This window comes from Klebsiella sp. JN_Kp122 (genome assembly GCF_040062085.1).
In the GTDB taxonomy this organism is placed as follows: Bacteria; Pseudomonadota; Gammaproteobacteria; order Enterobacterales; family Enterobacteriaceae; genus Klebsiella; species Klebsiella aerogenes.
The window spans coordinates 95768-109184 of the sequence record NZ_JBEAHW010000019.1 but is presented as its reverse complement, the minus strand read 5'-3'; the positions used below and the strand labels follow the sequence as shown (position 1 = coordinate 109184).

The 13417-nt window shown below is 58.4% G+C and carries 14 protein-coding genes; 8 read left to right on the top strand and 6 right to left on the bottom strand.

Annotated elements, in window-relative coordinates:
* Window positions 1-15: 15 nt before the first annotated feature.
* Window positions 16-876, bottom strand: coding sequence for a LysR family transcriptional regulator (locus ABLU78_RS07895; protein ID WP_032713133.1), 861 nt, complete (start codon window positions 874-876; stop codon window positions 16-18).
* A 97-nt stretch (window positions 877-973) separates the two neighbouring features.
* Between ABLU78_RS07895 and ABLU78_RS07890 the strand changes: the two genes are divergently transcribed.
* The 8 genes from ABLU78_RS07890 to arnF all read left to right on the top strand — a co-directional run bounded on the left by ABLU78_RS07890 (window position 974) and on the right by arnF (window position 9247).
* Complete coding sequence (locus tag ABLU78_RS07890) at window positions 974-1480, top strand: phenolic acid decarboxylase (RefSeq protein ID WP_161799875.1); 507 nt, start codon at window positions 974-976, stop codon at window positions 1478-1480.
* A 391-nt stretch (window positions 1481-1871) separates the two neighbouring features.
* Window positions 1872-3011 (top strand): UDP-4-amino-4-deoxy-L-arabinose aminotransferase, encoded by a 1140-nt coding sequence (gene arnB / locus ABLU78_RS07885; RefSeq protein ID WP_048229931.1) that lies wholly within the window; start codon window positions 1872-1874, stop codon window positions 3009-3011.
* A gap of 1 nt (window position 3012) precedes the next feature.
* Window positions 3013-3996, top strand: a complete 984-nt coding sequence (gene arnC, locus ABLU78_RS07880; protein ID WP_045397114.1) for an undecaprenyl-phosphate 4-deoxy-4-formamido-L-arabinose transferase — start codon at window positions 3013-3015, stop codon at window positions 3994-3996.
* Complete coding sequence (arnA, locus tag ABLU78_RS07875) at window positions 3993-5978, top strand: bifunctional UDP-4-amino-4-deoxy-L-arabinose formyltransferase/UDP-glucuronic acid oxidase ArnA (protein WP_048229933.1); 1986 nt, start codon at window positions 3993-3995, stop codon at window positions 5976-5978. The genes arnC and arnA overlap by 4 nt, the downstream gene beginning before the upstream one ends.
* Window positions 5975-6877 carry a 4-deoxy-4-formamido-L-arabinose-phosphoundecaprenol deformylase gene (gene arnD / locus ABLU78_RS07870; protein ID WP_047076083.1) on the top strand — a complete coding sequence of 301 codons (903 nt, stop codon included), beginning with the start codon at window positions 5975-5977 and terminating at the stop codon, window positions 6875-6877. The genes arnA and arnD overlap by 4 nt, the downstream gene beginning before the upstream one ends.
* Window positions 6874-8529 carry a lipid IV(A) 4-amino-4-deoxy-L-arabinosyltransferase gene (gene arnT, locus ABLU78_RS07865; protein WP_048229935.1) on the top strand — a complete coding sequence of 552 codons (1656 nt, stop codon included), beginning with the start codon at window positions 6874-6876 and terminating at the stop codon, window positions 8527-8529. Before arnD ends, arnT begins: the two co-directional genes overlap by 4 nt.
* A complete protein-coding gene (arnE, locus tag ABLU78_RS07860) occupies window positions 8526-8864 on the top strand; it encodes a 4-amino-4-deoxy-L-arabinose-phosphoundecaprenol flippase subunit ArnE (protein WP_048229937.1) in 339 nt (112 codons plus the stop codon). The genes arnT and arnE overlap by 4 nt, the downstream gene beginning before the upstream one ends.
* Window positions 8864-9247, top strand: a complete 384-nt coding sequence (gene arnF / locus ABLU78_RS07855; protein ID WP_032713142.1) for a 4-amino-4-deoxy-L-arabinose-phosphoundecaprenol flippase subunit ArnF — start codon at window positions 8864-8866, stop codon at window positions 9245-9247. The genes arnE and arnF overlap by 1 nt, the downstream gene beginning before the upstream one ends.
* On the opposite strand, the gene acpT is transcribed toward arnF, so the two are convergent.
* The 5 genes from acpT to ABLU78_RS07830 are packed head-to-tail and all read right to left on the bottom strand — an operon-like array spanning window position 9231 to window position 13416.
* Entirely contained in the window at window positions 9231-9818 is a 588-nt protein-coding gene (acpT, locus tag ABLU78_RS07850) for a 4'-phosphopantetheinyl transferase AcpT (protein WP_048229938.1), read from the bottom strand. The two genes, arnF and acpT, sit on opposite strands and share 17 nt — an antisense overlap.
* Before the next feature lies 1 nt (window position 9819).
* Entirely contained in the window at window positions 9820-11049 is a 1230-nt protein-coding gene (locus tag ABLU78_RS07845) for a beta-ketoacyl-ACP synthase (RefSeq protein WP_015703725.1), read from the bottom strand.
* The gene (locus ABLU78_RS07840; RefSeq protein ID WP_048229940.1) at window positions 11046-11777 is read right to left on the bottom strand and encodes a 3-ketoacyl-ACP reductase FabG2; all 732 of its coding nucleotides are present in this window, start codon (window positions 11775-11777) and stop codon (window positions 11046-11048) included. Before ABLU78_RS07840 ends, ABLU78_RS07845 begins: the two co-directional genes overlap by 4 nt.
* Complete coding sequence (locus ABLU78_RS07835; RefSeq protein WP_015369293.1) at window positions 11774-12250, bottom strand: 3-hydroxy-fatty acyl-ACP dehydratase; 477 nt, start codon at window positions 12248-12250, stop codon at window positions 11774-11776. The genes ABLU78_RS07840 and ABLU78_RS07835 overlap by 4 nt, the downstream gene beginning before the upstream one ends.
* Window positions 12247-13416 carry a beta-ketoacyl-[acyl-carrier-protein] synthase family protein gene (locus tag ABLU78_RS07830; RefSeq protein WP_048229943.1) on the bottom strand — a complete coding sequence of 390 codons (1170 nt, stop codon included), beginning with the start codon at window positions 13414-13416 and terminating at the stop codon, window positions 12247-12249. Before ABLU78_RS07830 ends, ABLU78_RS07835 begins: the two co-directional genes overlap by 4 nt.
* Between the last annotated feature and the right edge of the window lies 1 nt (window position 13417).

The following is a 13417-nucleotide window of genomic DNA, read 5'->3' as shown; positions in this document are numbered from 1 at the left end:
ATATGTAGCGTAAGATTACGATTGTCTTAACAAATCCAGCAGGGTGGTGACCTGTTCATCGAGCGGCGCCAGGTCCCGCTTCACTATCAAATGCAGCGGCGTGGCGCGGCGGGCGCCATGGCTCAGCGGCAGCGCTTTCAGAACGCCCTGTTCCAGGTGTGCGCGTATCCGCTCTTCCGGCAACCAGCCGAATCCCACCTGATACAGTACCGCATCAATGGCGGCATCAATGGTAGAAAAGGTCCAGGCATCGCGGGTGGATGAGGCGTCGCCGCTACGGTCGGCAATGCGGATCAGCGGCCAGGGGGCCAGCGCGTTGTCGTCCAGCGGTTCTTCCGATTGCGACAGCGGATGGTCGCGATGGGCGACCGCAATAAAATCGATATTCATCAGCCATTCGCCGCGTCCGGTAATATCCTGGCGACGCGTTAAGACCATCACATCGGCCTCGCTGCGGGCGGCGCTTGCCTCATCGACGTTTTCCAGCACTTCGGTCAGCCGAACCTGAGTTTGCGGGTAGCGTTGCTGAAACTGACGCAGAATGGCGAAGAGCCGCTGGCGGGGAAAAATGCTGTCGACGACCAGATCCAGGCGGGTGCGCGCGCCGTTGCGCAGCGTCGCGGCGTGGGTCTCAACCCACGAAAAGGCCTTCAGTAGTGGTTTCACCTGATTAAGCAGCAGTTCGCCAGCGGGCGTCAGCACCGCCCGTCGTCCAGACGGCGCCAGCAGCGCCACCCCTAAACGTTCCTGCAGCAGCGCCAGGTTATAGCTCACCGAAGACTGGCTGCGGTTGGTCTCTTCCGCGGCTTTGGCAAAGCTGCCCAGCTCAATCACCTTTTCCAATAGCGCCCATTGTTCCAGCGTGGTCTTGTGCATGATTCATCTAAAAATTAGATTATTTTCATCCAAACATAGCGTTATTCATTCAATTTTTAAAGCCGTATTCTTACCTCAACGAAACAGAGGAGAATAAATAATGAGCACTTTTGACAAACATGACCTCAGCGGCTTTATCGGTAAACATCTGGTTTATACCTACGACAACGGCTGGAACTACGAAATTTACGTTAAAAATGGCACCACTCTGGACTATCGTATTCACAGCGGTATCGTTGCTAATCGTTGGGTGAAAGACCAGCATGCGTACATCGTGCGGGTAGGCGAAAGCATTTATAAAATTTCCTGGACTGAACCAACCGGTACCGACGTCAGCCTGATCGTCAACCTGGGCGACAAACTGTTCCACGGCACCATTTTCTTCCCCCGCTGGATCATGAATAACCCGGAAAAAACCGTCTGCTTCCAGAACGATCATATTCCGTTAATGAACGCTTATCGTGACGCCGGCCCGGCCTACCCGACCGAAGTGATTGATGAATTCGCGACTATCACTTTTGTTCGTGATTGTGGCCCGGATAATAACGATGTTATTAATTGCCCGGCTAATGAATTACCCGCAGATTTTCCTGCAAACTTGTAATACAGCAGAAATAATTCTGTGATCTAACGCTAATTTTTCCGCTAGATTAAAACGTAAAAAAATATTTATTACGGGATGGTTGACGATTCGTTTACTTTCATCCGTTAAGCCCCAGTTTTCTCTATGAAACTGGGGCTTCTTGCTGTTATCTCCTGCTATAATGAATTATATCTATATGATTTTCATGGATATATTACTATTCTCACGAAAAATATTAATTTCTTAATATTATCCTAAGCAACAGCGACTAGATTTAAAACCGTCGAAATACCCTGGAATGAAATGTGGCGGTGAACCGACTTCATTTTCATTTTGTTTAAGTCTGCTGGCGCAGGATATTTCTTTCTACCGGCCCCCTTTTTTAGTGGGCTATTAATAGAACAGGAAAAAGATGAGCGAATTTCTGCCGTTTTCGCGCCCGTCGATGGGCGACGCAGAGCTGGCTGCGCTGCGTGAAGTTTTGCAATCAGGATGGATCACTACCGGTCCTAAAAACCAGGCGCTGGAAGAGGCGTTTTGCCAACTGACCGGCAACCGCCACGCCATCGCCGTCAGCTCCGCTACCGGCGGTATGCACGTTACGCTAATGGCGATGGGCATTGGCCCTGGCGACGAAGTGATCACCCCTTCGCAAACCTGGGTCTCGACGCTGAATATGATCAGTCTGCTGGGCGCTACGCCGGTGATGATCGATGTCGACCACGACAATTTGATGATTACCCCTGAGGCGGTGGAAGCGGCGATCACTTCGCGGACGAAAGCGATTATACCCGTCCACTACGCGGGCGCGCCTGCGGATATCGACGCGATCCGCGCCGTTGGCGAGCGCCACGGTATTCCGGTTATCGAAGATGCCGCGCATGCCGCGGGGACGCACTATAAAGGCCGCCACGTCGGCTGGCGCGGCACCGCGATTTTCTCGTTCCACGCGATCAAAAATATGACCTGCGCCGAAGGGGGGCTTATCGTCACCGATGATGACGAGCTGGCTTCCCGCATCCGCAGCCTCAAATTCCACGGCCTGGGCGTAGACGCCTACGACCGTCAGACCCACGGCCGCGCGCCGCAGGCGGAAGTGATTACTCCCGGCTTCAAATACAATCTGGCCGATATCAACGCCGCGCTGGCGCTGGTGCAGCTGGATAAGCTGGCGCAGGCGAATCAACGTCGCGCTGCAATCGCCCAACGCTACCTGCGCGAGCTGGCGGATACCCCCTTTAAGCCGCTGACCATTCCGGCATGGGATCACCAGCACGCCTGGCACCTGTTTATTATCCGCGTTGATGAAGCGGCCTGCGGCATCAGCCGCGATGCCCTGATGGAAAAACTCAAAGCCATGGGTATAGGCACCGGTCTGCACTTCCGCGCGGCCCATACGCAAAAGTATTACCGCGAGCGTTTTCCTGAAGTTTCGTTACCGAATACCGAATGGAACAGCGCGCGCATTTGTTCCATCCCGCTGTTCCCGGATATGACCGACGACGATGTCACCCGCGTCATTACCGCGCTGCATCAGTTGTCAGGACGTTGATATGCTTACTTATCCTCCCGTAAAAAAAGTCTCGGTGGTTATCCCGGTTTATAACGAACAGGATAGTCTGCCGGAGCTGCTACGTCGCACCGACGCCGCCTGTGCGACGCTGGGGCGCCAATATGAAATTCTGCTGATCGACGACGGCAGCAGCGACGATTCCGCGCGCATGCTGACCGAGGCCGCCGAAGCCGAAGGCAGCCACGTGGTGGCGGTGCTGTTGAACCGCAACTACGGCCAGCACTCGGCGATTATGGCCGGTTTCAGCCATGTCACCGGCGATCTAATCATCACCCTCGATGCCGACTTGCAAAACCCGCCGGAAGAGATCCCGCGGCTGGTGGAAAAAGCCGATGAAGGCTATGACGTGGTCGGTACCGTGCGCCAGAACCGGCAGGACAGCATCTTCCGTAAATCTGCCTCGAAGATGATTAACCGCCTGATTCAGCGAACCACCGGTAAAGCCATGGGCGATTACGGCTGCATGTTGCGTGCCTATCGCCGCCATATCATCGACGCCATGCTCAACTGCCATGAGCGCAGCACCTTTATCCCGATTCTGGCGAATACCTTCGCCCGCCGGGCGGTCGAAATCCCGGTGATGCACGCCGAGCGCGAATTCGGCGACTCCAAATATAGCTTCATGCGTCTGATTAACCTGATGTATGACCTGGTGACCTGTCTGACCACCACCCCGCTGCGTTTACTGAGTATTTTCGGCAGCGTGATAGCCCTGTTGGGCTTCGCCTTCGGCCTGCTGCTGGTGGTGCTGCGTCTGGCTTTCGGTCCGCAATGGGCGGCGGAAGGGGTGTTCATGCTCTTCGCCGTGCTGTTCATGTTCATCGGCGCCCAGTTTGTCGGTATGGGCCTGCTCGGGGAGTATATCGGCCGCATCTATAACGATGTTCGCGCCCGTCCCCGTTACTTTATTCAACGTGTTGTTCGCCAGCCGGAAACGGCGTCTCAAGAGGAAGATCGTTCATGAAAGCAGTAGTCTTCGCTTATCACGATATGGGTTGCGCAGGTATTCAGTCACTGCTGGATGCCGGGTATGACATCGCCGCTATTTTTACCCATCCGGATAACCCTGGCGAAAACCAATTCTTTGGTTCCGTTGCCCGCATTGCCGCCGAGCAAGGTATCCCGGTATGGGCGCCGGAAGATGTTAACCATCCGCTGTGGATTGAACGTATTCGCGAGATGAAGCCGGATGTGCTGTTCTCCTTCTACTACCGCAACCTGCTGTGCGATGAGATCCTCAATATCGCGCCGAAGGGGGCTTTCAACCTGCATGGTTCTCTGCTGCCGAAATACCGCGGTCGCGCGCCGCTGAATTGGGTACTGGTCAACGGCGAAAGCGAAACCGGTGTGACCCTGCACCGGATGGTTAACCGCGCCGACGCAGGCGATATCGTCGCTCAACAAGCTGTGGCTATCGGCCCGGATGACGCGGCGCTGGCGCTGCACCGTAAGCTGTGTGCCGCCGCCTCCGATCTGCTGGGCCAGGCGCTGCCGGCTATTCGTGATAGTAAGACTGAGGAGCGGGCGCAGGACCACAGCCAGGCGACCTACGTTGGCCGTCGTACCCCGGAAGACGGGCGTCTCGATTGGGACAAACCGGCGCAGACTCTGCACAACCTGGTGCGCGCGGTATCCGATCCGTGGCCGGGCGCCTTCGCCTATGCCGGCGCGAACAAATTTATCGTCTGGAAATCCCGCGTGCGCGCCGATCTGCCGGCGGCGAAGCCCGGCACCGTTATCTCCGTCGCGCCGCTAGTGGTTGCCTGTCAGCAGGGGGCGCTGGAAATCGTCACCGGCCAGACCGAACGTGGCGTTTACATGCAGGGCGCCCAGCTGGCGCAGACGCTGGGGCTGGTGACCAGCGCGGTGCTGAGCAGCAAACCGGTGGTGGCGGTGAAGCGCCGTACCCGCGTGCTGATCCTCGGCGTTAACGGCTTTATCGGTAACCACCTGACCGAGCGCCTGTTGCAGGACGACAACTATGAGATTTACGGCCTGGATATCGGCTCCGACGCCATCAGCCGTTTCCTCGACTGCCCGCGTTTCCACTTCGTTGAAGGCGATATCAGCATTCACTCCGAGTGGATCGAATACCATATTAAGAAATGCGACGTGGTACTGCCGCTGGTCGCGATCGCGACGCCTATCGAATACACCCGTAACCCGCTGCGCGTGTTCGAACTGGATTTCGAAGAGAACCTGAAGATCATCCGTGACTGCGTGAAATATAATAAGCGCATTATCTTCCCGTCGACCTCGGAAGTGTACGGCATGTGCACCGACAAAAACTTCGACGAAGATAATTCCAATCTGGTGGTCGGGCCGATCAACAAACAGCGTTGGATCTACTCGGTTTCTAAACAGCTGCTGGACCGCGTGATCTGGGCCTATGGCGATAAGAACGGCCTCAAGTTCACCCTGTTCCGTCCGTTCAACTGGATGGGGCCGCGTCTGGATAACCTTAATGCCGCACGTATCGGTAGCTCCCGCGCCATCACTCAGCTGATCCTCAACCTGGTGGAAGGTTCGCCGATTAAGCTTATCGAAGGCGGCAAACAGAAGCGCTGCTTCACCGATATCAGCGACGGTATCGAAGCGTTGTTCCGCATCATTGAGAACAAAGATGGTCGCTGCGATGGTCAGATCATCAACATCGGTAACCCGGAAAACGAAGCGAGCATCAAAGAGCTGGCGGAAATGCTGCTCGCCTGCTTCGAGCGCCATCCGCTGCGCGATCGCTTCCCGCCGTTCGCCGGCTTCCGCGAAGTGGAAAGCAGCGATTACTACGGTAAAGGCTACCAGGATGTTGAGCATCGTAAACCGAGCATTCGCAACGCGAAACGCTGCCTGAACTGGGAACCGACCGTCGAGATGGAAGAGACCGTTGAACACACTCTGGACTTCTTCCTGCGCACCGTTGAGCTCACGGACGATAAAAACTCATGAAACAAGTCGGCTTACGCATAGATGTCGATACCTTTCGCGGGACGCGTGATGGCGTACCGCGGCTGCTGGCCCTGCTGGGCAAGCACGGGATTCAGGCAAGCTTCTTTTTCAGCGTCGGGCCGGACAATATGGGGCGCCATTTATGGCGCCTGGTAAAACCGAAGTTTCTGTGGAAAATGCTGCGCTCCAACGCGGCCTCGCTGTATGGCTGGGATATTCTGCTGGCCGGCACCGCGTGGCCGGGGCGCAGGATTGGCGCGGGTAACGAAGAGGTTATTCGCGCCGCCGCGCAGATCCATGAAGTGGGCCTGCACGCCTGGGACCACTACAGCTGGCAAGCGTGGAGCGGCGTCTGGCCGCAGGAACGTCTGACGCTGGAAATTGAACGCGGTCTGCTCGAACTGGAACGCATTATCGGCCGCCCGGTGACCTGCTCCGCCGTCGCCGGCTGGCGTGCCGACCAGCGGGTGGTAAAAGCGAAAGAATCCTTCGATTTCCTCTACAACAGCGATTGTCGCGGCACGCGGCCATTCCTGCCGCAGATTGGCGGCGGGGCCTCCGGCACCGTACAAATTCCGGTGACGCTTCCCACCTGGGATGAAGTCGTCGGTAGCGCCGTCGATACCGCTGGCTTCAACCGCTATCTGCTGGACTGCATTCATCGTGACAAGGGAACGCCGGTCTATACCATCCACGCCGAAGTGGAAGGCATTGCCTACGCCGATCAGTTCGATGCGCTGCTGACCATGGCGGAGGAAGAAGAAATACAATTTTGCCCACTGAGCCAGCTGCTGCCCGCTGACTTTAGCGAGCTGCCGTCAGGCAAAGTGGTCCGTGGTGAGCTGGCTGGCCGGGAAGGTTGGCTTGGACGTGAACAATTACTGGGCTCGGGTGTATGAAAAGCATTCGTTATGGCATCTCTCTGGTTGTACTCTTTGCGCTGTATTACTTATTGCCGTTAAATTTCCGTTTGCTGTGGCAGCCTGATGAAACCCGCTATGCCGAGATCAGTCGTGAAATGCTGGCCTCCGGCGACTGGGTGGTGCCGCATCTGCTGGGCCTGCGTTACTTTGAAAAGCCGATTGCCGGTTACTGGATTAACAGTATTGGCCAGTGGCTATTCGGCCATAATAACTTTGGCGTGCGTTTCGGTTCGGTCTTCGCCATTACCGTCAGCGCGTTGCTGGTGGCGTGGCTGGCGTGGCGTATTTTCCGCGATAAACGCGTGGCGATCCTGTCGCCGGTTATCTTCCTGACCGCGATGCTGGTATACGGTATCGGAACCTATGCGGTGCTGGATCCGATGATCACCATGTGGCTGGCGCTGGCGATGTGCAGCTTCTGGGGAGCCTCCCAGGCGCAGAGCCGCAGCGGGAAGATGTTGGGTTATGTCCTGCTGGGAGTCGCCTGCGGTATGGGGGTGATGACCAAGGGCTTCCTGGCGCTGGCGGTACCGGTGGTTGGCGTGCTGCCGTGGGTGATGGCGCGTAAACGCTGGCGCGAAGTGCTGACCTACGGCTGGCTGGCGGTGGCGGTCTGTACGTTGGTGGTGCTGCCGTGGGGATTGGCTATTGCCAATCGCGAACCCGATTTCTGGCGCTATTTCTTCTGGGTCGAGCATATTCAGCGTTTCGCTGAGAAAGACGCGCAGCATAAAGCGCCGTTCTGGTACTACATTCCGTTCCTGATTGCCGGCAGCCTGCCGTGGTTGGCGCTGTTACCGGGCGCGCTGAAGCGCGGCTGGAGCGAGCGCGATGATGCCCGAGGCGCGCTGTATCTGTTAGGCTGGATAGCGATGCCGTTCCTGTTCTTCAGCATCGCCAAGGGAAAACTGCCGACCTACATTCTGCCGTGCTTTATGCCGCTGTCGATTTTGATGGCCCGCTACGCGCTGGATGCCGCGAAGGCGGGGGCGAAAGCGCTGCGCATCAACGGCATGATCAACCTCGGTTTTGGTCTGATCGGCCTGGTCGCCGTGCTGGTGGTCTCGCCGTGGGGCGTCATGCATAAACCGGTCTGGACGAAGATCGAGTTGTATAAATGTCTGCTGGCGGCGATTGCCTTTGCTGTATGGGCGCTGATGGGCTGGCTGGCGATAAAAGACAACGGTCGTCGCTGGACTCTGGCCGCCATCTGTCCGCTGGGACTGGCGCTGCTGGTGGGCTTCGCTATCCCGGATCGGGTTATCGACAGTAAACAGCCGCAGTTTCTGGTGGATATTGTTAGCGAATCGCTGGCGCCAAGCCGCTATGTACTGACCAACAGCGTCGGTATCGGCGCGGGGCTGGCGTGGGAGCTCAAGCGTGACGACATCATCCTGTATGAAAGGCAGGGGGAGCTAAAATATGGCCTCGGCTGGCCGGATGCGCAGAGCAAATTCGTGTCGACTCAAGCTTTTGCTGATTGGCTGGCGGCGCACCGCCAGCAGGGACCGATCTCACTGGTGCTGCTGATGGATAAAGGTGAAACGATGAACGAACTGGCGTTACCGAAACCTGATAACTCCTACGTGCTGGGGCGCGTGGTATTTATTCAGTATCTGCCGCAATGAGTGTCTGGTTCTGTCTGGTACTCGCCAGCCTGCTTAGCTGCGCCGGCCAGCTGTGCCAGAAGCAGGCGACCCGGCCGTCCCGTAGCGGGCGGCGCGGGCGGCATATTTTGCTGTGGCTGGGCTTAGCCCTGCTGGCGCTCGGCGGCGGTATGCTGCTGTGGCTGGGGGTGCTGCAGGCGATCCCGGTCGGTATCGCTTATCCGATGCTGAGCCTCAATTTTGTCTGGGTAACGCTGGCGGCATGGGGTATCTGGCGCGAGCCGGTGGCGCGCCGCCACTGGCTTGGCGTCGGGCTGATCGTCGTCGGCATCGCCGTTCTGGGGAGTAGCGTCTGATGGGGTTAATCTGGGCGTTATTGAGCGTCGGGCTGGTCAGCGGCGCGCAGCTGTTACTGCGCAGCGCGATGGTCGAGCTGCCGCCATTGACCGATATCCTGACCTTTCTCAATCATCTACTGCATTTGCGCACCGGTACCTTCAGCCTGGGTTTCGGCCTGGTTGGCTATCTGCTGTCGATGGTCTGCTGGTATTTCGCGCTACACCGCTTACCGCTGGCCAAAGCTTACGCGCTGCTCAGCCTGAGCTACATTCTGGTGTGGGCCGCCGCCATCTGGCTGCCCGGCTGGCACGAGCCGTTTTACTGGCAATCGCTGCTGGGCGTGCTGATTATTATCGCCGGCGTGCTGACTATCTTCTGGCCGGTCAAGCCGCGCCGTTGAAACATTGAATGTGCGCCGCCGTCAGCGAGAACGGCGTTGGCGTACAGACCGCAATACTTAACCCTTGATACTGAATCTGGCTTAATGACAGCGCGTCGCGAAAGGCGCTGTCAACAGAGGCCATCTGCCAGGCGCTGCCGCCGCGTTGCTTTACCAGCGCTTCTTTGCGCGTCCAGATTCGCCAAAAGGCGGCTAGCTGCCCCTCCGGCGGTTCGCGCTCCAGTTCCTGATGCTCGCCCTCGCTAAACAGGGCGTTGGCCAACCGCTGCCAGCCGTTGCGCGGGCGAATGACTTCGATATCGCAGCCAACCTCGCCTTCATCGCTCAGCAGCAGGGCAATTTGGTCGCCGCTGTGGCTAAGGTTAAACCACCGCCCGCAGCCGGGCGGGAAGGCCGGTTTGCCCTGCTCGCCATACGCAATATCCACCAGCGGGGCCACCGCATGCGCCAGCAGCGCGCGCCCGGCAAGCCAGCTTGCCCGCCGCGGGCCATCAGGGGCCTGGGCCGCTAACCCAGTCGGTAACGGCAGGGCGCTAAGCGTTGAGATTTGGCCAAGGATAAGCTGATACATTTCAGGACCAGCGCTGAATAATCATTGAGGTGTTAATACCGCCGAAGGCGAAGTTGTTACTCTGCAGGAATTCACAATCAATCTGGCGCGCTTCGCCCATGATGTAATCCAGTTCTCCGCAATTGGCGTCCGGATTATGCAAATTCAGCGTTGGCGCGAACCAGCCCTCGCGCATCATCTGCAGACTCATCCACGCTTCCAGCGCCCCGCAGGCGCCAAGGGTATGGCCGAAATAGCTTTTCAGCGAGGAGATCGGCACGCTATCGCCGTAAATCGCCGCCGTCGCCTGGCTTTCGGCGATATCGCCGCGGTCGGTCGCGGTGCCGTGGGCCGAAATGTAGCCGATATCCCGGGCGCTCAGGCCTGCTATTTTTAATGATTGTTCCATGCAGATCTGCATGGTTTCACGCTGCGGTTGAGTGATATGCGCAGCATCGCAGTTGGTGGCGAAGCCGATGATTTCGCCGTAAATGGTCGCCCCGCGTGCTTTGGCGTGCTCCAGTTCTTCCAGAATGAGAGTACCGGCCCCTTCGCCAATCACCAGCCCATCACGCAGCACATCAAAGGGGGAGGGGGTAATGTCGGGCTGCTCATTGCGCTGGCTGGTGGCAAACAGAGTATCGAATACCGCGGCCTCCGACGGGCAAAGCTCTTCCGCGCCGCCGGCGACCATCACCGTTTGATAGCCGTGGCGAATCGCTTCCCAGGCGTAACCAATCGCCTGGCTTCCGGAGGTACAGGCGCTGGACGTCGGGATCACGCGGCCGCGCAGGCCAAAAAACAGGCCCGTATTGACGGCGGTGGTATGCGGCATCATCTGCACGTAGGTGGTAGCAGTAATATTATTGGTATGCTTTTCCGTCAACATGGTGGCGAATTCGCTCATCGGGGCGGTACTGCCGGTTGATGAACCGTAGGCGATGCCGGTTTCGCCGTTACTCAGTATGGCATCGTCGATAAGCCCGGCTTGCTCCAGCGCCAGTTCAGTGGCGCGGGTGGAAAGTAACGATACGCGCCCCATCGCGCGAATGCGCTTGCGGGTATAGTGGTCGGGCAGAGTGAAATCATCGATCGGCGCGCCCAGCAGCGTATGCAGCCCGTCGTAAATACGCCACTCCGGCATGGCGCGTACGGCGTTTTTATATCTCTTCAGCCCCGCCGAGACATCCTGCCATTTTTCGCCAAATGCGGTGACGCCGCCCATCCCGGTAATGACCACACGGCGTGTCATAACATCCCCCCATTGATAGAAATGACCTGCCGGGTGACATAACCCGCCACATCCGACATTAAATAACTCGCCAGCCCCGCCACTTCTTCCGCCTGTCCCATGCGTTTCATCGGGATCATCGACATCGCCTCTTTCAACGCGGCCTCTTCCATTTCGATCATCCCGGTGTCGATAAGCCCGGGGGCGATGCAGTTCACGGTGATTTTGCGCTTCGCCAGTTCAATCGCCAGCGCTTTGGTGGCGCCGATGATCCCCGCCTTGGCGGCGCTATAGTTGACCTGACCGCGGTTGCCCATCACGCCGGAAACGGAAGAGAGCGTGATGATGCGCCCGCCCTGGCGTGCGCTAATCATCGGCATGATGCATGGGTGAATGACGTTGTAGAAGCTGTCGAGGTTGGTATGGATCACCGCGTCCCAGTCGTTTTCGCCGAGCGCCGGGAAGGCGCCGTCGCGGGCGATGCCGGCGTTGCTGATAATGCCGTACCACGCGCCGTGTTCGGCCATATCCTGCTCAAGGACTTCGCGGCACTGCGTGCGATTGGCGACGTCAAAGCTCAGCAGACGCCCCGCGCCGCCGGCGGCGGTAATCGCCTCCAGCGTCTGCTGCGCGCCTGACGTGTCGCGATGATAGTGGACGCCTACCATAAAACCGTCCGCCGCCAGCTGGCAGGCAATGGCGCGACCGATACCTTTGCTGGCGCCGGTAACCAAAACTGAACGACTCATTCTGACGCTCCTTGTTGAAATAGGGTGTTAAGTTCTGTTGGCGTTGGCTGGAAGGTATTAACCCTTCCGCTGGCCAGCAGGTCATCGTCCGCCATCACGGCGCCTTCGAAGCTAGCGAAACGCTCGTCCTGCATGAGCAGTTTAACGGTAATGGACAGTGCTTTGCCGCGCGGCAGGGAGCCGGCCGCGCAGACTAATTCTCGCGCGCCAAGCACCATACCTAATGAGATGGACGCTTGCCCTTTTTGCAGGCGGTGCCAGCCGGACCAGACGCCGACGGTTTGCGCCATTAATTCAAGGGCGAACCAACCGGGGAGATTGCCCTCGGCATCGAGAAATGGCGCCAGGACGCTATGGGGCGAGACCGTGACCCGGCAGGTCGCGGTTTCGTCGGTCACATTGACGACCTCTTCCAGCAGCAGCATCGGTGCATCGTGCGGTAGATAGTCGCCGGGCGATAAATAGTGGTTCATTGAATGCTCCCGAGCAGGATACTGGCGTTGTTACCGCCAAAAGCAAAAGAGTTCGACAGGATAATCGGTCGCGGCAGCGGCTGGGGATGTTCGATGATCCCGCATGGCGGTAGTGTTTCATCGCGCGGCGACTGGCTGAAATCCTGCGCTGGCAGCGGCAGGTTTCGCTGCAGAATCAGCATGCCGATGGCGGCTTCGGTGATCCCCGCGGCGCCCAGCGTGTGTCCGGTCAGGTGTTTCGTTGAACTACAGGGTACCCGAACGCCAAATAGCGCGTTGATGACGTGAGACTCTATTCTATCGTTAAGCAGCGTGGCGGTGCCGTGCAGGTTGATATAACCCACTTGTTCAGGGGCGATGCCCGCATCCCCCAGCGCCTGCTGGATGGCGCGGATCGCCCCCTCTCCTTCAGGATGCGGGGCGGAAATATGCCAGGCGTCGCTGGACTCGCCGATACCCAGTAGCGCGACTGGCTGCGGTTCGCGGGTCAACAGCATCAGCGCCGCCCCTTCGCCGATAGTGATACCGTTACGGTCGCGGGCAAACGGCTGGCACTGCGTCGTGGAGAGCGATTCCAGACTGTGAAAGCCGTTGATCGGCATTCGGCTGAGGGTGTCCGCGCCGCCGACGATCGCCACATCCGCCAGACCGGCTTCAATTAGTCGGCGTCCGCTGATAATCGCTCTGGCGCTGGAGGAGCAGGCGGTTGACAGCGTAAATGCCGGGCCATCCAGCGCCAGCCAGTGGCTGAGAAAACGCGATGGGTCGCCCAGCTCCTGTTGCGGATATTGCCAGGCCGCGCTTTCCTTGCCGCCAAGCGTCAGGGTGACATGCGCGTCACCCTCATCCAGCCCCGAGGTGCTGGTGCCGAGCACCACGGCCACGCGCTCTCGTCCGTATTGGGCGATGGCGCGATCCACCTGCGGCTGAATTTGCGCCAGCACCGCCAGCAGCAGCTGATTATTGCGCGAACGATGGGCGCTAAAGGTATCGGGAATGGCGGGCAATTCGCCGTCCACGCCCGCGAAAACCGCCTGCGGATGCCCCTGTAGCCACCCCTCGCGCGGACGCATGCCGGGCGCGATACCGCGAGCCAGATTGGCGGCGATTTCATCGTTATCGCGGCCCAGCGCGTTAATCATGCCGACGGCGGAAATGTAGATCATC